At 54.2% G+C, this 24,147-nt stretch carries 19 protein-coding genes; 12 read left to right on the forward strand and 7 right to left on the reverse strand.

The annotated features are described in order from the left end of the window. The first annotated feature begins 185 nt into the window (after nt 1–185). From OEZ10_05540 to OEZ10_05555, 4 genes are all read left to right on the forward strand, one after another. A complete protein-coding gene (locus tag OEZ10_05540; protein MDH5632442.1) occupies nt 186–1,487 on the forward strand; it encodes a BamA/TamA family outer membrane protein in 1,302 nt (433 codons plus the stop codon). 62 nt (nt 1,488–1,549) lie between these two features. Continuing rightward, on the forward strand, nt 1,550–2,830 hold the full coding sequence (locus OEZ10_05545; protein MDH5632443.1) for a GGDEF domain-containing protein: 1,281 nt from the start codon (nt 1,550–1,552) through the stop codon (nt 2,828–2,830). 41 nt (nt 2,831–2,871) lie between these two features. Further along, nucleotides 2,872–4,083: a diguanylate cyclase gene (locus tag OEZ10_05550; GenBank protein MDH5632444.1), complete on the forward strand. Its 1,212-nt coding sequence runs from the start codon at nt 2,872–2,874 to the stop codon at nt 4,081–4,083. Nucleotides 4,084–4,185: 102 nt separating this feature from the next. Continuing rightward, on the forward strand, nt 4,186–5,571 hold the full coding sequence (locus OEZ10_05555) for a glycosyltransferase (GenBank protein MDH5632445.1): 1,386 nt from the start codon (nt 4,186–4,188) through the stop codon (nt 5,569–5,571). A 25-nt stretch (nt 5,572–5,596) separates the two neighbouring features. On the opposite strand, the gene OEZ10_05560 is transcribed toward OEZ10_05555, so the two are convergent. Beyond that, entirely contained in the window at nt 5,597–6,160 is a 564-nt protein-coding gene (locus tag OEZ10_05560; GenBank protein ID MDH5632446.1) for a chalcone isomerase family protein, read from the reverse strand. Nucleotides 6,161–6,285: 125 nt separating this feature from the next. Beyond that, nucleotides 6,286–6,504, reverse strand: coding sequence for a hypothetical protein (locus OEZ10_05565; protein ID MDH5632447.1), 219 nt, complete (start codon nt 6,502–6,504; stop codon nt 6,286–6,288). 148 nt (nt 6,505–6,652) lie between these two features. On the opposite strand from OEZ10_05565, the gene OEZ10_05570 reads away from it, so the two are divergent. From OEZ10_05570 to sfsA, 4 genes are read left to right on the forward strand one after another with little or no spacing between them, the layout of a single operon-like run. Next, nucleotides 6,653–7,633 carry a 2Fe-2S iron-sulfur cluster-binding protein gene (locus OEZ10_05570; GenBank protein ID MDH5632448.1) on the forward strand — a complete coding sequence of 327 codons (981 nt, stop codon included), beginning with the start codon at nt 6,653–6,655 and terminating at the stop codon, nt 7,631–7,633. Nucleotides 7,634–7,666: 33 nt separating this feature from the next. After that, a complete protein-coding gene (locus OEZ10_05575; protein MDH5632449.1) occupies nt 7,667–8,575 on the forward strand; it encodes an ATP-binding cassette domain-containing protein in 909 nt (302 codons plus the stop codon). Beyond that, nucleotides 8,572–9,348 carry an ABC transporter permease gene (locus OEZ10_05580; GenBank protein ID MDH5632450.1) on the forward strand — a complete coding sequence of 259 codons (777 nt, stop codon included), beginning with the start codon at nt 8,572–8,574 and terminating at the stop codon, nt 9,346–9,348. The genes OEZ10_05575 and OEZ10_05580 overlap by 4 nt, the downstream gene beginning before the upstream one ends. Beyond that, the gene (sfsA, locus tag OEZ10_05585) at nt 9,348–10,076 is read left to right on the forward strand and encodes a DNA/RNA nuclease SfsA (GenBank protein ID MDH5632451.1); all 729 of its coding nucleotides are present in this window, start codon (nt 9,348–9,350) and stop codon (nt 10,074–10,076) included. Before OEZ10_05580 ends, sfsA begins: the two co-directional genes overlap by 1 nt. A 112-nt stretch (nt 10,077–10,188) precedes the next feature. Here sfsA and OEZ10_05590 read toward each other — a convergent pair whose 3' ends face one another. Next, the gene (locus OEZ10_05590) at nt 10,189–10,608 is read right to left on the reverse strand and encodes an Rrf2 family transcriptional regulator (protein ID MDH5632452.1); all 420 of its coding nucleotides are present in this window, start codon (nt 10,606–10,608) and stop codon (nt 10,189–10,191) included. Nucleotides 10,609–10,811: 203 nt separating this feature from the next. Continuing rightward, nucleotides 10,812–11,729, reverse strand: coding sequence for a fructosamine kinase family protein (locus tag OEZ10_05595; GenBank protein ID MDH5632453.1), 918 nt, complete (start codon nt 11,727–11,729; stop codon nt 10,812–10,814). Between the two features lie 161 nt (nt 11,730–11,890). On the opposite strand from OEZ10_05595, the gene OEZ10_05600 reads away from it, so the two are divergent. Beyond that, on the forward strand, nt 11,891–14,269 hold the full coding sequence (locus OEZ10_05600) for an EAL domain-containing protein (protein ID MDH5632454.1): 2,379 nt from the start codon (nt 11,891–11,893) through the stop codon (nt 14,267–14,269). 19 nt (nt 14,270–14,288) lie between these two features. Here OEZ10_05600 and OEZ10_05605 read toward each other — a convergent pair whose 3' ends face one another. From OEZ10_05605 to OEZ10_05615, 3 genes are read right to left on the reverse strand one after another with little or no spacing between them, the layout of a single operon-like run. Continuing rightward, nucleotides 14,289–15,257 (reverse strand): glutathione S-transferase family protein, encoded by a 969-nt coding sequence (locus OEZ10_05605; GenBank protein MDH5632455.1) that lies wholly within the window; start codon nt 15,255–15,257, stop codon nt 14,289–14,291. A gap of 29 nt (nt 15,258–15,286) precedes the next feature. Further along, a complete protein-coding gene (locus OEZ10_05610) occupies nt 15,287–15,706 on the reverse strand; it encodes a DoxX family protein (protein MDH5632456.1) in 420 nt (139 codons plus the stop codon). 58 nt (nt 15,707–15,764) lie between these two features. Next, nucleotides 15,765–16,469 (reverse strand): pirin family protein, encoded by a 705-nt coding sequence (locus OEZ10_05615; GenBank protein MDH5632457.1) that lies wholly within the window; start codon nt 16,467–16,469, stop codon nt 15,765–15,767. 110 nt (nt 16,470–16,579) lie between these two features. Between OEZ10_05615 and OEZ10_05620 the strand changes: the two genes are divergently transcribed. From OEZ10_05620 to OEZ10_05630, 3 genes are all read left to right on the forward strand, one after another. Then, nucleotides 16,580–17,521, forward strand: coding sequence for a LysR family transcriptional regulator (locus OEZ10_05620; GenBank protein MDH5632458.1), 942 nt, complete (start codon nt 16,580–16,582; stop codon nt 17,519–17,521). A gap of 335 nt (nt 17,522–17,856) precedes the next feature. Beyond that, nucleotides 17,857–20,076, forward strand: a complete 2,220-nt coding sequence (locus OEZ10_05625; protein MDH5632459.1) for a primosomal protein N' — start codon at nt 17,857–17,859, stop codon at nt 20,074–20,076. Between the two features lie 534 nt (nt 20,077–20,610). Then, nucleotides 20,611–23,826, forward strand: a complete 3,216-nt coding sequence (locus OEZ10_05630; protein MDH5632460.1) for a hypothetical protein — start codon at nt 20,611–20,613, stop codon at nt 23,824–23,826. Nucleotides 23,827–24,147 lie beyond the last annotated feature (321 nt).

The raw sequence follows: 24,147 nt of genomic DNA on the forward strand, positions 1-24,147 counted from the left end.
TGAATATACCAGCGTGCCAATAGCGTGTGCGGGGTACATACCATGTTTCCGGGCTTTGTCCCGGGCTCAGGAAACTGAAATATTGGCGGCCGACAAGTGATGCGGTTAGCCATAATATTGATAAAGGATGATGGCAAGACGAAGCTTCTGGAGCCTGCTGCCCAGCCCTGGCAGGGAGATTGGGGATGAGAATGCTGCCAGTGATCCTGCTTGTGCCCGTATTGATCCTGTCCTGGCCTGCTTCCGCCCTGGAGGCATACACTGCGCCTGTTGCCGATTCCGCGATCATTACCGACATTGTCATAACGGGTAATGAAGTCACCCGGCCAGAAATCATTTTGCAGGAAATGCTCTTGGGCGTGGGTGACCCGCCTAATGCCGGGTTAATTGAGCGATCGACCCAGGCGATACGTGATCTCGGTCTGTTTTCATCCGTGACCGTCAACGTCAGGTCGGTGGATGATGATGTTGAGCTGATCATAGACGTCAAGGAAAAGCTGTTCCTGTTGCCGGTACCACGGTTGAATCGAAACGCAGACGGCGACATCAAGTATGGGGCGCAGCTGCGCTGGAACAACGTAGCCGGCCTGAACCAGACGATCAGGATGACCCTGGATCGAACCGAGTATTCCGATAATACCCAGAATGATCGTGACGAATTCAGGATAGATTATGACTACCCCCGCATCAGGCAGACGCTCTATAACGTTGATCTAAAGTACTCCATAGAGCATTCCGAGCAGGAGGCGACCAGCGACCTGGGCGTGTTGTCTGTCTTTGATGAAGAGACCACAGAATCCAGGCTTCGCATTTCGCGCTGGTGGACACGTTCCGGAGCGACTCGGGGCTGGCTGAGTGGATTTGGCGCTGCGCGTACCGAATCCGATTACGAGTATATATCCGGTGATCCCGATGTGCTTGTCGATCGTACCATGGTATCCCTGCTGGGTTCATTGTCATACCACCAGCTTCATGAAACCGAGTTTAGCCGTTTCGGCTATGAGTTTGGTTATGATGTATCGCAGTCCCTGGAGACAATCGGTGCTGATGAAACTGCAACAACCAGCGAGATATTTGTTCGAGATTATCGGCCCGTGTCCGACACCCCTCACAGGAACATCAATACACAATGGCGAGTTGGTGTTTCCAGTCTTGATGGAAACAAGACATATGATCTTGGCGGCAGTTCACGCTTGCGCGGCTATGATCGTGGCAGCATAACCGGAAACGCGTTTTTCCTGGCCAATATCCAGTATCTCGCGCCGTGGCCGGGATACCCGGCATTTCGTTATGTTGTGTTTACTGATATCGGCAATGCCTACAAGAATGCGCGCTACATTGATCTTGGCGATGTTCGGGCCAGCGTCGGCCTTGGATTTCGCTGGAAGTTACAGTCCTTTGTCAAAACCTATCTGCGCCTCGATTGCGCCTACGCATTTGATACAGATGAAACCAAGGTGTATGGCGCGACTGTAGCCATGTTCTGAGCGCTTGTGTCGATATTGCCGGGAAGTTAAAGTGACACCAGGCCAGGACAAGGGAACGAGTTATGGCATCAGAATCACAAACCTTTGCAGATAGTGGAACCAGCCTGCAGCAGTTGCTGGGCTTGATGCGCCGTTTACTGCAAACCCCTGATGGCCAGTCCGTGTATCGACGTATCGAGCGTGGCTCGCGTGTTTGCGAGGACTTTGGCCAGCAGCTTGAGCAACGATTTCTCCAGTATCTCGATCATGAACTGGCCTGCTCCTGCCAAGGTGAAGACCTGGAACCGTCCACCCGCCTGATAGTGCGCCTGATCCGCCGAAGGCTGGCGCCTTTCCTGGCGCAGAATTGGCGGGTAACTGATCCTGGATTGGAGGGCCTGGGTGCGGACATGGCCGGCGTTGTAGCGCAGGTAGCGAGTGTCGAACTGTGGAACCAGGCTGCGAATGAAAAGTCCCGCGAAATGGAAGCTGAGCAAGCGCGATATAACCCGTCTGCACGGAACCTGATGTTGCCCGATCTCCAGTCCGGAAGGCGGGAGCTGGACCGGCATTATGATGATCTGCGTGCGAGTTTTGAGCACAGCCAAAGACAAAACCGGGATTTCCTGAATAACCTGAAAACTGTACGCCTGGCAATTAATGACAAGAATGCCGGAAACGATGTGGATGAGTTAAGGCCGGTATTACTGGCGGCCATAGACGAGATTACCGAGTGGCAGGAAGCGCTGATGCAACAGTTAAGCGAGGCAAACGAGTTTCTTGATACCGCTCGCAGTGGCAGCGTGTGGCTGCATGAAGAAATCAACAAGGTTCGTGAGCTGACCCAGACTGATGAATCAACAGGGTTACCGAACCGGGATGCATTTCTGCGGCGTATGTATGGCGAAATGCAGCGGGCCCGGCGGTTCCGGCATCCTTTGTCAGTGTGCTTGATCGGGCTGGACCTCGGTGCGACAGGTCACCTGGATGATGGTGCGGTCGAGGCACTGGTTGTCTATGCCGACAATGTTATCAGTCGATTTCGGGCCTACGATATTGTCGCCAGGACTGGTGAATTGCAGTTCGGCATCCTGTTGCCGGGAACCGGGGCCGAAGGTGCGTTCAGGGCGCTGGAAGAGGCGCAGCATCGGGCAGCACGAAGCAGCCAGTCAGGCGGAGACGCCATCGTGTTGCCGTCGTTTCATGGTGGTGTTGCGACCATGCATCCTAATGACGCGCCTGATGAATTATTGCACCGGGCGGAGACAGCGTTTAGGAGTGCGTCCCGCAAGGGCTCCGGGGCACTGGAAATCGTCGCCGGCGAACAGCAGCGCCTGTCGCCGGAACGTGCCGAAACCGCCTGATTTCATAGTGATAATCACTGAAAAGTTGTTATAGTCCGGTCATGGATCAGACCACCGACTTATTGTTAGAAGATATCCGGGTGCATCTCGAGGGTCTGAAACGCACCGTCGACGGCGACCTGTTGTACCGGATGATTGAGCGCGGCCTGGCCAAGCATGGGGTTGCCGACGGGCCGGTGGCCGGTAACTTCATCCGTTTCATGCACACGGTGCTGGGCCGGTACGCAAACGACAAGCGATCCAACCCGGTCACCCGGGTCAAGGCGCGACTGATTCAGCAATATCTCCTGGTCCACCTTCCCGCCGCTGACTCCGGGCCACGGGACCATCCGGCTGTAGGCATCACCCAACCGTTGCCCAGGCAGGAGCCTGCCACCAGCGCCAGCCCGGCGTTGCATGGAGAACTGGTGCAAAGCCGGACCCCGGCGGATGCTGTTGCCGACAGTGCGGAACCGGATAGCGCCGATGCCTCAAGCCAGGCCAAGCATGAACTGGTGAACCGTATTGCTGAGACCATTGAAGCCAATGATGGTTTTAACCGCCTGTTACGATCAAATCTGCGTGCGTTGAAACTGGCCGAAAGTGCAGAAGACTTGCTGGATTTGAAAGAGTTGCTGGTCAAGGGCATGGAAGACCTGCTGGCTGGTGCCGGGCAGCTGGGTGGGCAGCTGGGAGAAACCTCGGGCTGGCTGGAGAAGGTTGAGCGTGAAAAGCAGCAACTGGAGCAGCATGTGCGCCAGGCAGCCCAGCATTCACCATTGGACCAGGTCACCGGCCTGCCTCAGCGTGATACCTTGTACCGTCAACTACGGGCTGAAGTGGGTCGGGCCCAGCGTTACGGTTTTTCCGTCGCCCTGGGAATTCTTGGGGTTGATGGCCTGGAGCGGTTGACCCGGGACCTGGGTGATGCTGCCGCTGAGGAGGTGCTGAGAGCCTATGGCCGCGAAGTGTTTTCCATGCTGCGGGCCTATGACGTGGCAGTGCGTTATGACGAGCAGCGTTTCGCCGTACTGTTGCCAAACACCCAGAGGGCCGGGGCCGAAAAAACCCTGGCAAAACTCCAAAAGCGTGCGACTGAACTCGCGTTTGAGATATCCGGGGTCAGTCACCGGGTACCGGGGTTTTCCAGTGTGTTGACCATGTATGTGCCCGGCGAGGACCCGGAAGGTTTGCTGAAACGCGCGGCCAGAACCCTGTATCTTGCCCAACAACGGGGCAACAGTCAGAACCTGTTCCTGGCGCCGGCGGGGTAGCACTTGTTTTGTTTCGGCAAGGTCGCGTAATGCGCTACACTGCGCGCAAGCAATCACTGCAGAATTCCCTGAGCTGTTACCCAATATCAAGTTGTCGATCCTGTGAAAAAATTTTGCATTGTCATCCCGGCCTACAATGAGTCTGGCAGTATCGCCGATATCGCGTTACGGGCGCGCCGGTATTGTGATCACGTTGTCGTGATAGATGATGGTTCAACAGATAATACTGTTGAGCTTGTCGAGAAGCTGGACGTGGTGTTGTTGCGCAACCCGGAAAATGAAGGCAAGGCCGTGGCATTGTCACGGGGTATCGTCTGGGCACTGGAACAGGGCCTGGATTATGTCATCACCCTTGATGGCGATGGTCAGCATGAACCGGAGGATATCCCGCGATTTATCGAAGCAGCATTGGCCAATCCGGACAAGATAATTATTGGTTCGCGCATGGCCAACAAGGCGGCATTTCCGGCCAAGCGATACTATGCCAACCGTATTGCCAGCTTCTGGATTTCCTGGACCGCTGGCTATCCGATACAGGATTCCCAGTCCGGTTTTCGCCTGTACCCGGTTGACTTGTTCAAGAAGCTGACCATCAAGAAGACCCGCGCCTATGGATTTGTGTTTGAAAGCGAAATTTTAATAAAAGCCGCGCGTCTCGGTATTACCAGTCTGAGCATTCCGATCGAAGCCATTTACAAGGATCATGCGCGGCCAAGCCATTTTCGTCCGGTGCTGGATATTGTGCGAATTACCATAATGGTCGGATGGCGCATGACGTCGAGATTGATGCACCCGGTTGGTTTCTACAAGGCATTTATACGTCCGCGCTTTCAGCGGACTCGTGCCTTCAGTCTCGGTCGTGAAGGATTTTTCAGTTTTGTTCTAGCCAATCTGCTCGTCCTTTTAACAGGCGGATTGATTCTCCTGGTCCGTATGCGCGAGGTCTATTTCATCGCCCGCAACGCACCTGACCATGTCGAAGCGGCTGACTGGATTATGGTGCTGGGTCGCCATGTGCGCCGTGAATTTGAGCGCCGCCTGGACAAGGTCGTAGACCTGGCGCGGCAGTACCCGGAAAGCCGTATCCTGGTGCTGGGTGGCAAGCCGCGAGGTGTTGCCATCAGCGAGGCCCGGCTCGGCCGAGATTACCTGTTAAATGCGGGAATAGACGAATCGCGAATATTGCTCGAACAGGAATCCCTGCACACGCTGGAAAACATGCTGAATGCCCGCACCTTGCTCGGAGAAAGAACCCGCAAGCCGGTAGTGATTGTTACCAGCAGGTACCATCTCGCCAGGGCGCGTGGCCTGGCGAACAGTCTTGGTATCCCTCATGAACTGTGCGCGGCTGAGCCCAGGCTGGAGCCCGGCCCGACCCTGTTGGGGCAGGTGCTGGCTGAAAGCTACTATGTCCACTGGCTGCATTCGGCGCGACTATGGGCCCGCATAACCGGTCGTACCGGTCATGTTGGCCCGTTGCAGCATTAATTTCCGGAGCGAGCGATTGCCCCGTTTATTTTCCGCCAAGCATGGCAGCTTTCAATGAACCGGTGATGGGTTTTTCGCCAATCCAGACACTTAGCAATGCCCGGTTGAAATCGGCGCCGGCAATACTGCCTCGAGACTGACCGTTGATGGTGACCGTGGTACCGGTGTCCGGCGAATACTCGAGAACTGCGCGGTCACCGGTTTTCATGGCAGGAAACATTGCGGCCAGTTGATCAATTCTCGGCTTCATCGTTTTGTAATCGTTTTCGGGAAGGTTGGCGCTGAAACCGTCATGCCAGGCGTCGGTCAATTTGCTGGCAGAAACTTCCTTGTAGAGAAAATGCATCAGTACGCGGTTTTCCATATCGGCGGACAATATCTTGCCGGCATCCTGGCTTCGTTCCTTGACATACAGTGCGCCTATATAAACCTTGAAAAATGCTTTTTTGCGAATTCCGGCTCCGTTGAGAACAAGCGCGGAGCCAGACGCTGTTTGCACCGAATTATCAATGCTGACATCGGCAATGACAGTCGATGTCTCGTCTGCCATGGATGTTCCGGCCAGGAACAGAAACATCAATCCCGTCATAAAACCTGTGTTACAGCAACCCGTTTTCATTATGTTCCTCCAGAGAGAGCGATATTGATCTAGCCGGGGATATCCCGTCGGCTGACGGGAAGGCCTGGCTGACAAAGCAGTGGCCACGTATCGGGTCACTTGTTGTTACGACGCATATACATGGCGATGGCAAGCATCAGTACACCAATAGTGAGGCCATACTTGTGATAATTGACAAAATAATAACCGGACTTGGACACTTGAAAATGCGCAAGGTTGTAGGTGATGATTGCCGGGCCCAGTGTGTAGCCAATTGCCTGGATCCACTGGAAAAAGGTCTTGAGTGTTGTTGCTGGTATGTTGATTCCTGCCATGTTCTCCTCCTCGTATTAATTGTAGTGGTAATCTAGCCTATGCTGCCAAAACGGGCAGCCTGTGTCGAATTATTCGGCGGCGTTCGGGCGATAAATGGCGGTTAAACCGTCGGCACAAATTGGCCGATAAGCCGGTGAGGATTGCCAAATGAATATTACGCTGGAACCGGATAATCATACTTTCGAGATCTTGCCCAAGGAAAGCTTGCTGGATGCTGCGTTGCGCGCCGGCGCCAATGTCCGTTATCAGTGCAACAATGGCAGTTGTGGCAAGTGCAAGGCGCGGTTGCTGGCAGGTAATCTGGTTCCCTTGTTCCAGGCTGACCGGCCACTATCCGGTGACGAGGCTGCCGCAGGCATATGCCTGATGTGTTGCAATGGTATTAATTCGGATAGCGGAGAGGATGTGGTTTTGAATGTGGGCCGGGCCCGCAGCTCGGTTGACGTTCCGGTTCAGCAGATCAGCGCGAAACTCAATCGCGTGCAGCAGCTGACTGAAGAAATATTGCAGATAGAGCTGCGTACACCGCGCTCCAGAACCTTGTGGTTTCTGGCCGGGCAGTCAGTTCGATTGCATCTGGACAGCCTGCTACTGATGGCAACGGTGGCCAGTTGTCCGTGCAACGGCATGTTGCTGCAGTTTCATTTGTCCCCCGGATACGAGCCTGCACATGCCATGTTCGCAGAGCGCGCAAAAAAAGGCCTCGTCCTTGGCCTGGAGGGCCCTTTCGGCGAATGCACGTTGAACGAAAACAACCCGGGGCCAGCAGTATTTGTTTGTGTTGATGAGGGCTTTGCTGCAGCCAAGAGTATTATTGAGCATGCTATAGCGCTGGATTGGCCGTACCCGGTGAGATTGTACTGGATCAGGAACAGACTTTCGGAGCGATACCTTGAAAATTATTGCCGATCATGGGCAGATGCTTTCGAGGATTATCGCTACTTGCCTGCCAGTGCTGATGGGCTTGCAGAACTACGAGCCTTGCCTGCGACTGAGCCACTGGTATTTAAGGAGGCAACCTGGTACCTGTCCGGAAACTCCGAAGCACTGTCGGAGGTTGTTTCTTTGTTGTCCCAACTTGGCGTACCTGAAAATTGCCGGCGTATCGCGTTTACCGACCGGGCTTGACCTGGCGGACAGGAAAAACTCTAATGCGCGACTATGAGTGTAATTGCTGCCCGTGAACTGAAGAAGAATTTTGGCCGCAATGCTGTCGTCAAGGGAATTGATTTTGCTGTTGCGCCAGGCAGCTGTTTTGGTTTGCTCGGTCCGAATGGCGCCGGCAAAACCACAACCCTGAAAATGACCCTGGGGCTGTCTCCCCCAACCGGCGGTGAGCTCAAAGTATTTGATCTGCCCATGCCAGGTTCTGCGTCATTGGCACGTCGCCGTATTGGAGTGGTTCCACAACTGGATAACCTGGATCCGGATTTCACCGTTGCCGAGAACCTGCTGGTCTACGCCAGTTTTTTCGGCATACCTGTTCATGAAGTCCAGCCAAGACTTGATGCGTTGCTTGATTTCGTCAACCTTCGTGACAAGGCGGACTCACGCATTCATACCTTGTCCGGCGGTATGCAGCGCCGGCTTACCATAGCCCGTGCCCTGGTCAATGATCCGGAGTTGATTGTGCTGGATGAGCCAACGACCGGTCTCGACCCGCAGGCGCGTCACCTGATCTGGCGCAAGCTGCGCGACCTGGTGGCTATGGGCAAAACACTGTTGTTGACTACGCACTATATGGAAGAAGCCGAACGCCTGTGTGATGAGCTGGCGATTATGGAGAATGGTCTCATTATTGCCCAGGGCTCGCCATCAGCACTGATCGGCCGGCACGTGTTGCCGGAAGTGGTGGAAGTCAGGAGTGAATACGAAACCGTGCAGAACCTGCTCCCAGAATATCCAGATGTTGAAGCCGAGCTCATTGGCGATACACTTTATGTTTATGGTCGGGAAGTGAAGGCACTGCTTGCCAGGGTAGACGAATACGCCAGCGTGAATTATGTGCATCGACCGGCGAATCTTGAAGATGTATTCCTGAAATTGACGGGCCGGGAGTTGCGCGATTGAACCCATTGTTGCCAACAGGATTGACCGGTGTTCTGGCGGTATGGCGCCGCAACATCAAGGTGTGGCGACGGCTGATCGGGCCGAGCCTGTTGGTGAATTTTGGCGAGCCTTTGCTGTATCTGCTAGGCCTGGGTTACGGGTTGGGGCGCTTTATTGAAAGCATGAACGGCATGCCTTATCTGTCGTTCCTGGCCGCTGGTATTGTCGCCGCGTCAGCCATGACAGCAGCGAGTTTTGAAGCCAACTATTCGGTGTATACACGCATGGTGCCGCAGCGCACCTACGATGCCATGATGGCGACCCCGTTGTCAGTGCCGGATATTCTTGCCGGTGAGTTGGTCTGGTGCGCAACCAAGAGCCTGATTAACGGCAGTGCCATACTCCTGGTTGCGGTGTCGCTGGGTATTGCCAGCTCATGGCTGTCATTGTGGGTGATTCCGGCAACATTCTTTATTGGCCTGTGTTTCGCCGGGCCGGCACTTATCATGACAGCGTATGCCAGCAGTTACGATTTCTTTAATTATTATCAGACACTGATATTGATGCCAATGACCATGCTGTCAGGTGTATTCTTCCCGGTTGATGGACTACCGTTCGTTTTGCAACAGTTAATCCAGTTATTGCCATTGATCCATGCTGTTGAGCTGGTGCGACCACTGATGGCCGGACAGTGGCCGGCTGACCTTGTTCTGCATTGTACGGTTTTGTGTATCTATACGGTGTTCGGCTACGTGGTAGCTGTACGACTTATCCGCAAGCGCCTGGTCGTATAATGAAGTTTGATCAACCGCTGGTGCGCGGGCGCTTGCTTCGCCGCTACAAGCGATTCCTTGCCGATGTCTGGCTGGATACAGGGGTGCAGGTAACGGCGCATACCGCCAATACCGGCGCCATGACCGGTTGCGCCGAGCCGGGCAGCCGCGTGTGGCTGAGTATTGCCAATAAGGCCGGACGCAAGTACCCGTATACCTGGGAACTGGTTGAAACCGGCACCGGAGCCCTGATCGGCATCAATACCTTGCGTGCCAATGCGCTGGTGGAGGAGGCGATAACCGGCAAAATGCTGCCCTCGTTGAATGGCTATGAAACGCTGCAGCGTGAACAGCGCTATGGCGACGAGGCCAGCCGTATTGATCTCAAGCTCAGCAGCCGCATTCGTCCGGACTGCTATATCGAGGTAAAGAACGTTACCCTGGTTCGGGGACAGACAGGCTATTTTCCCGATGCAGTCAGTATGCGCGGACAAAAGCATTTGCGTGAACTGATTAAGGTAGTGCAGGCCGGTGATCGGGCGGTGTTGTGTTTTTGTGTTCAGCGCGATGACGTCACCAGGGTTGGCGCGGCAGATTGGGTTGATGCAGATTACGCCGAAGGCTTGAAACGCGCCCGGAAAGAGGGTGTGGAGATTATGGCGGTAGTGGCCCCACCCCGGCTGAACGCCATCGCAGTGACCGGGGTATTGCCGGTCAGGCTCGATCGAGAGTCGTCCAGATGCGGGTGAATGTGAAGCTTGTTTTGAGACCAGTTCCAGAGCAGAGTGATCATGTGATCACCCTGTCCGAGCCACCGGGCGGCATGGCTATGCGTTCCGGCGACAAAAACAAGTTTCCTCGCTAGCCTGCCTTTTGCTCCAGGCTCTCGAGAGTTTCCACGTTTTCCATGCATTCGGCGAGGCTGATGCCTTCCAGGTAAATACCGATCTTGTCGCTGAGCCGATCCCACAGGTCTGCCGGGAGATACTCGCCTTTTGTCGAGCGGCGCTCCATGGCGGCGGTGTTGTCATTGACCGCTGAAACGATCTGGGCAACCGTGATGTCCGAAGGTGCTGCAGCGAGGCGATATCCACCGCCAGGACCGCGACGACCTTTCACCAGCCCACTTTTTCTAAGGTTGGCAAACAGTTGTTCCAGGTACGACAGGGAAATACCCTGGGCACGGGAAATGTCGGTCAGGTTGATCGGGCTGCTGTTATCATTGAGTGCCAGTTCCAGCATGGCCATAACAGCATATCTAGCTTTAGTGGAGATTTTCATGATGTTTCCTTAAAAGTTTTCTGTGAAAACCGTCAGCTCATTACCATGTATTCAGTAAACATTATGCCATACCTCGTTGCAATCCGGTTATGTAAAAACTTTGTAAAATCGTGCAAATAGTTTGCCCATGAGGTTTGTACGTGTTTTTGTTGGAATAAAAAACATAACCGGCAAATACCCGTCCATTGATTACATGTTTGGATTTAGTTCAATTCGGCGAGCAGGGAGTCGATCGTGTGCGTCGCTTGTCCCAGGTATCCACCACCAAATAGATTGAAGTGATTGAGAATGTGGTACAGGTTGTACAGGTTTTTCCGGGTTTTATAACCTGTGTCTATGGGCCAGGCTTCGTTATAGGCGCTGTAAAAGTCCCGGGAGAATCCGCCGAATAGCTCGGTCATGGCGAGGTCAGCTTCCCGATCCCCATAATAGACTGCCGGATCGAATATTGCCGGATCGCCGGAAGTCAATATGGCGTAATTCCCGGACCACAAGTCACCGTGCAGCAGTGATGCCATGGGCTGGTACTGCTGGAAAAATCCGTCGAGATCCTCGGATAGCCTTAGGCCGCGCTCAAGGGTGCGCCTGTCGGCGCCGTTTTTTCCGGCCAGTTCAAGCTGAAAGCCAAGACGATGTTGTCGGTAGAATTCGATCCAGGATGATTCCCGGTTATTGGGTTGCGGTGTCGAGCCTATGGTGTTGTCGCGATGCCAGCCGAATTGTGTTTGTGATTGCCGATGCATCCTGGCCAGGGCGCGGCCGAGCTGAACCATGCTGTTACTGTTACCGCTACCGACAGCAAGATACTCCATGGCGATATAGCTGCTGTGACCGGCAACGCCGACGCAGACGGGGGCGGGAATGTGCAATCGGTCGGGATGATTGCCATTCTGGCTCTCTATCATCTCGTTCAGACCCTCGGACTCGGCGATAAACATTTCCAGTCGGTCCGCGCGATTGGTTTTGACAAAGTATTGCAATTCACCGGAATCGACGATCCAGGCTGAATTGATGGAGCCGCCGCCGACCGATCGGCAATGAGGGCGCTCGAGTTTGCTCCCGGATTTCTGCTCTATATCGAAAAAAATGGCTGCCCAGGCATCGTTATCGGTCTGGCTCACAAGGCGTCTCCTGGCGAGAAAAATCGGGGTTCGTGAATCTGTTGCCGAGTTATAAGCCGGTATGGATAAATAGCATACAAATAAAATGTGTACTAGATTTAGTCCGGGTACGCGACCATGATATTGAGGTGAAGGAACCGTGATTGCGGTCGAATACGGGGATGCGGTCTGCATGCCTGCAGATCCAGAAAGAGGTGTGCTTGATAATTGATCATTTATCCATTCGCGTTGTGCCGGTGGTGGCAATCGTCATTATGGGAGTGCTTGCCATTGGCCTGGTGACGGCCAGCGACAGGATCTTCCGGGAGAATGCGATTCAGCGTGAGCAGGGCCTGATTCGCGATGCTTTTGCTGCGCGCATGGATCAGGTGCTTGATGGCCATGAGCGTAATGCTGTCGAGTTGGCCGGGAGCCTGCTTGGCGACAGGATGTTTGCCAAGGCTGTGGCCAGTTCCGACGTTGATTACCTGCGCACCCTGCTCGGCAATACATTACGAAATGCCGGTCAGCGTACAGGGAATCGTGACGGCGCGGGCAACCCGCTGGTTGTTGCGGTCAGTGATGCCAGCCAGTCACTGCTTGTTCAGTCATCAAGCAAGATCAATATAAGGCATTGCCGTCCGATCATGAACATGGCGGTTAACTCGGGTTCTGAGTCCGGCAAGGGTGTGGCGTCCGGGTTTTGTATAGAAGAAGCGGCGGTGTATTACATGACCGCGGTAACAGTCGGAGACGGTATACCTTCAGCCTACGTGCAAGTGGTTCATGAGCCTATGCAGTTATTGGGACTGGTTGCTGAAAAGCTGGGTGTCTTTCTCAAGGCCGGTTTTGTAAACGGCGAAACCTTTTATCATTCTCCAGGCTGGCCGCGGAGCCAGTCTGAACACTATCTTCTTAGCGACCTGATGGTTCCGGCAATCCCCTACGACAGCGATCTGCAGATGGTTGTCGCCAAGGATATGAAGACCTACTACGAGAGCATGGACAAGATCAGCTATATGGTTACCCTGGTGGCAGCAGCTATCATGATCATTGCCTTGTTCATGGCGTTAACGATATTGCAGAAATCGGTTATTGATCCGTTGCAGAAGCTGACCATGCATGTCCGCAGGATAAAAGGCGACCAACGTCACCTGGGGGACAATGTCAGGATTACCGGTAATGCCGAGGTGGCCGAGCTCTCAAGCAATATCAATGAAATGACAGCAAGGCTTGGTACCATGTACGAAAGTCTTGAGCGCCTTGCTTTCAAGGATCCGTTAACCAATTTGCCCAACCGGGCATTGTTGCGCGATCGGCTCGAACAGACCTTGTTGTCCGCGGCCCAGAACAAGCGGACGTTTGCCCTGATGATTCTCGATCTTGACCGGTTCAAAGAGATTAATGACACGCTCGGCCACCAGATGGGTGACCTGGTGTTGCAGCAGGTCGGCGTGCTGCTGAATTCGAGGCTTGAGCTTGGCGATACCATGGGTCGGCTCGGTGGCGATGAATTTGCCGTACTGATGCACCATGCCGATGAGAAAGCCGCCGTACGAATGGCGCGTGATCTGCTGAATGAGCTGAAACAGGTAATCAAGGTGGAGGATCACAGTTTCTATCTTGGCGCCAGTATCGGCATCGCCCTGTTTCCGGAGCACGGAAAAACAGCGAGTGAACTGCTGCAGCGTGCCGACGTGGCCATGTACGCAGCCAAGGGCGCGAAAACCGGTTTCGGTGTCTACAATACGGCGCTTGACCAGCACAACCCGGAAAGACTGGCGTTGGCCGGTGATCTGCGCGACGCGGTGATCAATCGCAAGTTCATATTGCACTACCAGCCGAAGCTCGACATAAAAAGCAACATGATTACGTCAGTTGAAGCCCTGGTACGCTGGCCGCGTGGGAGCAAAAAATCTGTACCACCGGATATTTTTATTCCCATGCTTGAGCAGACTGGCCAGGTTACCGAGCTCAGCCGCTGGGTGATTGAGCAATCCCTGGTGCAGGCGCGGAAGTGGCGCGATGCCGGCAAGCCCCTGACCGTATCGGTAAACCTGTCAGTTCGTGACCTGCAGGTATCCGATATCGTTACCGTGATTTTTGATTTGCTGACTTATTACCAGTTGCCCGCCAGTGTGCTCGACCTGGAGATTACAGAAAGCTCGGTCATGACTGATCCATTGCGTGCGCTGGCCATGCTGAAAAAACTTTCCGAGGCCGGTTTGAGCATTACCATTGATGATTTTGGTACCGGCTATTCGTCACTGTCTTACCTGAAAAAATTTCCGGCCAAGGCCATGAAGATCGACAAGTCGTTTGTAATAGGTATGGACGTGGACGCCAATGATGATGCCATTGTGCGTGCCAGTGTCGACCTGGCCCATTACATGGGACTCAAGGTAGTGGCCGAAGGTGTCGAGAGTGCGCGCGTGCTGGGACGCCTGCGTGAAATAGGCTGTGATGCCGCCCAGGGGTACCATGTCGGGCGACCATTACCCATCGATGAATTCGAGCACTGGCTGGCGCTGGGCGCGTGGAAGCTGGCCTCTGTCGGGTGATTATAGTCAACCCGGCTTGTTAGCCGCAGCCGAATTTTTGGTCGCGCCCGTGGGGCAACATGAAATCCAGTTCCGGTCCTGCAGGGACAATGCGGGTCGGATTAATCATGTCGTGACTGTAATAATAATGACGCTTGCAGTGGTCCATATTGCAGGTGTCGGCAATGCCTTCATGCTGGTACAGGTCACGGACATAGGGCCAGAGATTGCTGTAATCGGTAATTCGTCTCAGGTTGCATTTGAAGTGCCCGAAATATACTGCGTCAAAACGAAACAGGGTGGTAAACAGGCACCAGTCCGCTTCAGTGACAACATTACCGCAAAGAAAACGTTGCCTGCCCAGTATTGCATCCCAATAATCAAGCGCCTGGAACAGTTCGGTTACAGCCTGTTCATAGGCTTCCTGGCTGACAGCAAAACCGGCACGATAGACGCCATTGTTAACAGGCTCATAAATGGCGTCGATGGTCTCATCGATGAGTTTTGCCAGTGTATCCGGGTAAAAGCTTGCCGGGTTGACTGCAATATCATCGAACTCCGTATCGAGCATGCGCAGGATTTCGCGTGATTCGTTGCTGACGATAATATCCGAGCGTTTGTCCCATAAAACCGGAACCGTCACCCTGCCGGTGTAGTGTGCATCGGCACGTGTGTAGACCTCGTGCATGTAACGCGCATTGTGGAGGCTGTCGGCAATCACGCCGTCAGCTGGATCAAAACTCCAGCCGTTCTCAAGCATGTCAGGGTTTACCACGGAAACCGTGATAGCTGATTCAAGTCGCTTGAGTTTGCGCATGATGAGGGTGCGATGCGCCCAGGGACAGGCGAGCGATACATACAGGTGGTAGCGTCCGGCCTCAGCCTTGAAGCCGGACGAACCATCAGCACTGACCCGGTTGCGAAAACGAGTTTGTGGTCGTACGAATTTGCCGTCTTCATCCGGCTCATACCATGTGTTATGCCACGTGCCATCTATCAGTAAACCCATTATATCTCCAAACCGGATTCCGATATTGCTCAGCAGTTATCATTCTTCATGCTCAATGGTCCTGAACCCCAGGCCGTTACCAGCAGCATGCCACCCATGATGGCAAGGTTCTTCATGAACATGATGCGATCAACAAACTGGGCCTGCGGATCCGTTACATTCCAGAACGCGTGAAAGATGAAGGTCACCGGGATCAGGAACAGGAAGATGGCTGCAGCCGCCCATCGTGCCTGCCAGCCGACCATGATCATCAGGCCGCCACCCAGTTCAATGATAATGGTCAGCACCGTAAGCACTTCCGGCATTGGCAAGCCCTTGCTGGCAATGTAACCGGCGGTGCCGGCAAAACCGGCAATTTTGCCAAATCCGGACGTGACAAAAATCAGTGCCAGCAGAAACCGGCCTGCCAATGGTCCGTACTGCTTTGTAAGTTGACATAAAAAAGACATATTGAAACCTCCTGTAATGATATGTTGTGTGTGAGTTTTGATACTGTCCTGCGTTTGTTCAGGGCAGATCAAATAACAAGAATTCGGTTTCAGTCGTTGCCGAGAACCGGCATTGATCCGTGTTGTGTACGCGCGCACCGTCCCCGGCCTGCATGTCGATATCATTCAGTTGCAGCGTTCCTTCCACTACCTGGATATAGGCACAGCGTCCGTGAGCCAGGTTGTGGACAACGCTGGCGCCTCGGTCGAGGCGGCACAGGTACAGCCGGCAATCCTGGTGGATATGCAGCGCATCATCATCCGGATTCCCGGAAGCAACCAGGCATAACCGGTTCTGTTTTTCCGAAACTTCAAATTTCCGCTGATCGTAGGAAGGCGGCAACATGCGCTGGTTGGGCACGATCCAGATCTGGAAAAATTTGACCGCCTCGTCTGCCGAGACGTTGTATTCGCTGTGCACGACACCGGTGCCGGCGGTCATGCGCTGAAACTCGCCAGCCCGGATAACGGAGCCGTTGCCCATACTGTCCCGGTGCGCCAGCCCGCCCTGGGTAACGTAACTGATTATTTCCATGTCCCGGTGCGGATGCGGCGGGAATCCACCACCACCCTGAACCGTGTCGTCATTGATGACCCGCAAAACCGAAAAGTGCACATGTGCCGGGTCAACATAGTCGGCAAAGGAAAAAGTGTGATAGCTGTGTAGCCAGCCACCGTAACGGCTTTCACCGCGTTCGGCGCCCGGGCGTAATTCAATAGCCATGAATTAGGGTCGCTTCTGTCAAAATATTTGAAATTGATAGCTACAATAATCTGGATTTTGAGGCAAAATCCAGTAAATAATATCGCATATAACATTCAAATATTTTGAATATGAAACTGAGTCTTGACGCACTCCAGGTTCTGGATGCCATCGATCGGCAGGGAAGTTTCAGCGCTGCAGCGAAATCCCTGCATCGTGTGCCTTCTGCTTTGAGCTATACCATGGCCAGGCTGGAGTCCGATCTCGGCCTGGCATTATTTGATCGCAGCCGTAACCGGCCGCGGTTAAGCGAGGCGGGCAAGGAACTGTTGGTCCAGGGGCGCGTGATTCTGCAACAGGTGGCCGATACCGAAGAGCGTATGCGTTACCTGGCCAGCGGCTGGGAGAATCGGTTACGTATTGCTGTAGTTGACCTGATTCCACTGCCATGGGTGTACCCCTTGGTCCAGCAGTTCTATGCCCAGGGTGGCCGGACCCAGATCCAGTTGCTGGAGGAAGTTTATGGTGGCTGCTGGGATGCCCTGGCGTCCGGGCGCGCTGATATCGTAGTCGGTGCGCCCGGAGAAGGCCCGCAATCCATCGGTTTTCACCAGCGCATGCTCACCGAGGTGGATTTTGTTTTTGCTGTTGCGCCTGGACACCCGCTGGCCGACATGCCCGAACCGTTGTCCCCGGAGCAGATTCGACCCTACCGGGCCGTGTCCGCAGCAGACAGTTCCCGATTTTTGCCGCCGCGTAGCTCCGGGTTATTGGGTGGCCAGGATGTGTTGACCGTGCCCAACCAGCAGGCAAAGCTTGGCGCCCAGCTGGACGGAATCGGCGTTGGCTATTTGCCGCAGCATTTGGCAGCACCCGCCATTGAATCCGGTGAGCTGGTGGAAAAATCCTTGCTGGAAGGAAAGTCGCCTGTCATTCTGAATCTGATCTGGCGCAGCGGCAGCCTGGGTGGTGCCCAGGACTGGTTTTTGGCTCAATTTAACGACATGTGGGCGCGAGACCTGATTCGGGGTCAGTCGCAAAAGAGAGTCAATGTGGGCCTTGACAGCGAATGACGAATCTGATTTTGCGCCAAGTTATTCACATTTTCGGCCGGAATCTATAAGACTCAAATGAAATGTCACAAATATTCATTACCCATACTTGAATTACAGTGCAACTTATTGAAAATAAAAGAGAAAGCACTTCGCCTAATTTTTCAGCAATTTAACAAAATTGGCTTGTTTACAGGCTTTTTTGGCAGCTGTCGCCATTTCATTCACAGAGTTATCCACAGCATCTGTGGGCAACTACTGAATTGGTTTCGAAACAAGCAGTTAGCTGGTAAACCTCGTTGCCATCTCAATGTGGAACGCATCCGGGATATGTTCCACGCTGACCAAGGTAGTTTATGTCTGAAGTACCACTAGAGCGATATTGCCGCGTCGCGGTGCCGGCACCGTTGCGACAGCTCTTTGATTACGCTGTGCCAGCCGCCATGCCCGATCCTGAGCCGGGCTCACGGGTGCTGGTCCCGTTCGGGCGTCGACAACTCGTCGGGGTTGTTGTCGCGTCTAATGTTCGGCCTGACGTGGATGCGCGCCGAATTAAAGCCGTAATCAGCCTGTTGGACAGCGAAACCCTGCTGGATGGTGAAGTGCGTGCCTTGCTTGACTGGGTTGCCGAGTATTATTTGGCGCCGCCCGGCGAGGTGTACGAAGCGGCTTTGCCGCGGTTGTTGCGGCAACCGCGCGAGGCCGAGCCGTTGCTGGCGACGATGCGCGCCTGGCGCCTGAGCGCTGCTGGAGAGCAAGCGGAAGACAGCCAATTCAAACGGGCCCCGGTTCAGGCAGCCATCGTTGCAAGGCTGCGCGGTGGTCCTGTTGCCCAACAGCTGCTGCTGGAAATCGGTGGCGGCGCGCGTGGGGCCATTGCCCGGCTCGAAGCCCTGGGCCTGCTGGAGTCAGTGGAATTAAAACCGGTGCCTGAAACCGGTGACATAGTCAGCACCTTGGCGCCGCCGGCGCTAATGCCTGGCCAACAGGTCGCCGTGGACCGCATAGGCTCGCGTTTGGATGGTTATCATTGTCACGTTTTGCATGGTGTGACCGGTAGTGGCAAAACCGAAGTCTACCTGTCATTGATTGAGCGACTCCGGGCAGCCGATCGGCAGGTGCTGGTGCTGGTGCCCGAAATCGGCCTGACACCGCAACTCATGCAGCGGTTTCGTCAACGGCTGGGCCCCGACAGGATCGTGGTATTACATTCAAGCTTGACCGATACCGAGCGCATGAACGCCTGGTTGGGTGCGCGTGCCGGTGATGTCGATGTGGTTATCGGCACACGTTCGGCCGTGTTTGTGCCATTGCCCAGACTCGGCCTGATCGTGGTTGATGAAGAGCATGATGCTTCCCTCAAGCAGCAGGACGGCGTGCGTTACCATGCCCGAGATGTGGCGGTAATGCGCGCCTATAGAGATGCTATTCCGATTGTGCTGGGTTCAGCAACGCCGTCCATGGAGTCCATGCACCGATGCAAGGTCGGTCAATATCATTATCTTGCCATGAGTGATCGGGCGGGAAATGCCCGTTTGCCGGCAATACGGCTGCTGGATATGCGCAAAACCTCGTCCCCGGACGGCTTGTCGCCGCAGTTGGTTGAGCGCATGGAACAAACCATTACAGGTGGTGGCCAGTGTATTGTTTACCTGAACCGCCGTGGCTTTGCCCCGGTAACCATGTGTTATGACTGCGGCTGGATCAGCCAGTGCCCGCGATGCGAAGCGCGCCTGGTGTTTCACAAGTCTTCATTACGTCTACGATGCCATCATTGCGGTCACGATGTGCCGGCGATTGAACAGTGCCCCGGTTGCGGTGGAAAGAACCTTAACCCCATCGGCGAGGGTACGGAAAAACTGGAAGCCAGCCTGGCGCAACGTTTACCGGGGGCCCGGGTTCGACGCCTGGACCGGGATACCACGACCAGACGCGGTGAACTGGAGCGTTGCCTGGCTGATATGGCAAACGGCGATGTGGATGTTCTGGTCGGCACACAAATGCTGTCCAAGGGCCATGACTTCCCGGGCGTAACACTGGTAGGCGTAGTCAACGCGGATTCCGGCCTGTACTCGGTAGACTATCGGGGTACCGAAACCCTGGTGCAGCAAGTGATGCAGGTAGCCGGTCGGGCGGGACGAGCAGAGCGCGCAGGTGAGGTATTGATTCAGACATGGCATCCTGAGCACCCGGTATTTCACTTCCTGCGCCAACATGATTACCCGGGTTTTGTAGACCAGGAGCTGGACTTGCGCGAAACAGCCCAGTTTCCGCCTTGCAGTTACCTGGCGGTATTGCGTGCCGAGGCAGTCGACGGAGAGGCGGTCATGACTTTCCTGGGAAAAGTCTATTTGTTGATATCAGCAAACGCAGTTGCCGGGGTCGTTGTGAATTCACCGGTACAGGCGCCAATGTGGAGACGGGCTGGCAAGTATCGTGGCCAGTTATTGATCCAGGCGGCTGATCGACGTCCTTTGCACCAACTGCTTCGCAGGAATTTGCCGACCATTGAAAACCTGAAAACCGGTCGAAAGGTCCGATGGTCACTGGATATAGATCCAATTGACCTTTATTAACCGCGGTCTTCCTGTAAGCGCCGGGAACGTTGTGCCGCGTTGACAGGCTCCGGGATTTTCCTTAACTTGGCCTGTAAGAAAAAGTCTTTTTGGAATTGTCAGTGCAGTTGTTGCATACTTTGCCAACGATTTTGATTTGCCAAAGACAGTATCCGGCGGAGCGGGTCACAGGAGACTTGCTCCAATAAATAACCCGGAAATAACATTACTACAATTATTCCTGCGCGACTCGGTAGCAATAAAAATTATATTAACTGTTGCTATAGCCCAGGGTGTACACGTGCAAACCGAAGACCTGCCCGAAAGAGGCGCGGAGCTTCGTGTATTGCACCTGCAATAGAACACTCCTGTTCATGGCACCTTGTAGGGTTTGAAATCCGGTTCGGTCTGCTGAATTTGATGAACCGGATGCAGCACTATTGTGGAAACTGAAAGTGCCGGATTGTTTTATGCTGATTAAATCAGGATTCAAAAATACGCGAGCGGCAAGACTGCCTGCGCCTTTCGGCGTCGCGGTCCGGGAGTGACAGCGTAATGTCATCGGTAAAGCTCGCCAAGTTAACTGCGCCTGCGCCAAAGCTGGTCAGCGAACGCAAGCGTTTGTTCGCGCAACTCGATGCTTCGAGGGATAAACCGGTCGTCTGGTTGTCCGCTGCAGGGGGATCCGGCAAGACCACGTTAATCTCAACCTACCTGCGGGCCAAGCGGTTTTCGCCGTTGTGGTACAAGATTGATGAGGGTGACGCGGATATCGCATCGTTTTTCAAGTACATGACACTGCTTGCCACCGCGAACCTGACCAGGGGTGAAGTCGACTTGCCGCAATTCCGGCCGGAATACCTGGAAGGCCTGAATGCTTTTGCCAGAAATTTCTTTCGCCAGTTTTTCGAACAGATTTCTGCACGCGGAGTGCTGGTGCTGGATAATTTCCAGGAAGCAGGAGCGGATTCGTCAATCATCGGGTTATTGCCGGTAATGGTTGAAGAACTGCCACCGGGCAGGCAGATTGTCGTTGTCAGTCGTCATGATCCGCCGGAAAGCCTGTCGCGACTTATGCTCGCCGGAGAAGTTGAGCTTGTTAATCGCGATGCATTGCGTCTTACCGATGACGAGTGTGCCGAGATTATTCGATTGCGCTGTACGCGACAAACCGCGACACAGGAACAGGTGCGGGCGGTGAACCAGGCATCCAATGGCTGGATGGCCGGCCTCATTCTTCGCATTGAAAACTGTAACGCCGGGGGCCTGCTTGAAAATATTGACTCCTATCCTTCCCGCAAGGCCGTGTTTGAATATTTCAACGGCGAGATCTTTGATCGTCTTGAGCCGGCTGAACAGGAGTTGCTGCTGGCAGTTGCCTATCTTCCGGCAATTACTGTTGAATCAGCGAGACATCTTTCGAGCAACCCGGCAGCCGGGCAGTTGCTGAGTGGTCTTGCCGAGCGCAACTACTTTACCGTTGAGAGCAGCGATTACTCTCCTGTCTTCGAGCTTCACCCGTTGTTTCAGCAATTCCTGCGTGATCGACTTGAGCAGGATGTAGGCCAGGCGAGCGTGTTGCGCCTGATCGCACGATCCGCGGAGGTATTGCAACGACAAGGTATGGTCGAAGCGGCCATAGAACTGATGATCAAGGCAGGTCAATGGCATGCCGCTGTACTGATGATTGGCGAGCAGGCGGAAGAAATGCTGTCTGAGGGGCGTGGATTGACCGTGGTTCGTTGGCTGGAAAGCATCCCGGAGGACATCCGTACCGAATCTGCGGATCTGAATTACTGGCTGGGTCTCGCCAAAACACCCTACGACCCGGCCTCGGCAAGAGAGTTATTGTCGCGTTCCTACGAGCAGTATCGGCCGACAGCCAATGTCCGTCGAAAGATTGAAATCTGGCGCTCGGTAATTTACTGCTATTTGCGTGAACGAAAGGATTACAGCCCGCTGGATGACTGGATTCAGGATGCCGTTGCCTACATGGAGCCCGGGTTCACCTTTCCTGACCAGCAAAGCAGTGATAACTTTGCCTGCGCCATTCTTGTCGCCCTGGCCTATCGTCAACCGGGTCATCCGGATATGGAGCGTTGGCTGGATCGGGCTGAAGAAGTGGTGATTCATGGTGAAGACGACCATATGAGGTTTATGGTCGGTTCTAACATACTTTTATACCATGCCTGGTATGGCGCGGAGCTGGCCAGGGCGGAAGCGGTGTTCAATGCTCTCGAATCACGCATCAATTCCGGTAAGGTTCTGCCACAACATTATCTTCACTGGTATGCGCTGGCGCCCACGTATCTGTGGATGTTGGCCCAGGTTGAGCATACATCGGATATGGTTGCCAAAGGGTTTGACTACGCTGACAGGACCGGTATTCATTTTCGTGATGGTCAGCTGTTGACCCAGCATGTTTACGCGGCTATTTCGCGCAAGGATTTCGTTGAGATTGATCGGGGCCTGGCGCGATTACAGGAGCGTTTGCAGCCTGGCCACCACTGGAGCTATTACGAGTACTATCACCTGAAAACCTGGGGTGCAGTGCTGCGGGGCGATGTTAACAATGCGGCAAAACTTGTGACCATTGCTGATGAAAATCTCTATGCCAGTGGCAACCGGTTTTTTTATATGCCACACCAGATGCTGCGCGCCTATGTTTATTATCGTCAGGGTAATACGGACAAGGCATATGAACTGGCCGATGCGGTTTACAGTGAGGCCAGCGAGATCAATGCCGGGGCGATTATATACAAGGCGTTGCTGATGAAGTACCGCATACACAATGTGCGATCGGAAAACGAGATCGGTAAAGGCCTGCTTGCTGAAATGTTGCGCATCGCCAGTCGTGCCAATATTCGTAACCATATCGAGTGGGACAACGCCGAAATGGCATCGATATATGCCGAAGCATTGAGCCTGGATGTGGAGACTGACTATGCTGTCTCCATGATCCGTCAGCGTGGCTTGTCGGTACCGGAAGACCGACCAGTACCCGGGAACTGGCCATTTGCCATACGCCTTCATGCCCTCGGAACATTCTCCCTGGAAATTGATGACAAACCGGTAACCGTTTCCGGCAGCGGTCAGAAGAAACCCATGCAGATACTCAAGGCATTCATCGGTTTCGGCCGCAAAGCCATCGCCGTGGAATCCCTGGTGTCGACATTGTGGCCTGATGCTGAAGGTGACGCCGGAATGAAAGTATTTCATACGACACTGCACCGGTTGAGAAAGTTGCTGGGTTATGATGATGCGCTGGTGTTGGCCAACGGCCAGCTGACGATGGATCCAAGGTTCTGGTGGATTGATGCCGATGTGCTTGAGCGTGAAATTGAAACATTAGCCCGGTTGTTGCGTACCGCACCCCAGGACAATGATGGCGCCGGAATCATGTCGTCGACGAGAATTATTGCCGAGCTCTACAAGGGAGACCTGCTGGCCCACGACGCTGACGCATTCTGGGCGTTGCCGCTGCAGACCCGATTGCGCAAACGGGCACTGTCGGCGATGCAGCAAGGTATCGCCCGTCTTGGTGAGCTGGGTTTATGGGACGCAGTTGAGCAGGTCTGCGAGTACGCGCTTGAAATCGATCCGGTGGCCGAGGTGTTTCACCGGGAATTGATGACTGCCCATATTGCCCGGGGTCAGCAGGCCGAGGCGATTCGCCAGTACCAGCAGTGCCGGGCCATGCTATCCCGAATCCTGAAAACCACGCCCGGCCCGGAGACCGTATCGTTGTACAAGACCATTGCGCCTGAGTAGGTCGGTCATCGAAAAATAGACCATTCGTTTGTCCGGGCAGGCAATTAACTCTACGCCCTATAACCCTGATCCATGCTGCAGGGTTACCCCAATCATCCCCAATCACACTCCCAAGTGACTGTTTATTAAGCATAAGTCTATTTGTAAGAGCTTTGTAATGCGTCCAATTTACAGTTGGCCCCGGTTGAGCAGCCCATGCGGTGAATCTGCTCACCGCAAAAATAAGTCCCGCGTGGAGAGTGGTCGGGACAGACAAGAATTCGTGACGAGGATCTGTGAAATCCAAACCTCAGTTAACGCAATATAGTGAAAGGGTGTGTA

The sequence above is a fragment of the Gammaproteobacteria bacterium genome (genome assembly GCA_029880545.1).
GTDB lineage: Bacteria > Pseudomonadota > Gammaproteobacteria > Acidiferrobacterales > SZUA-150 > JAOUOD01.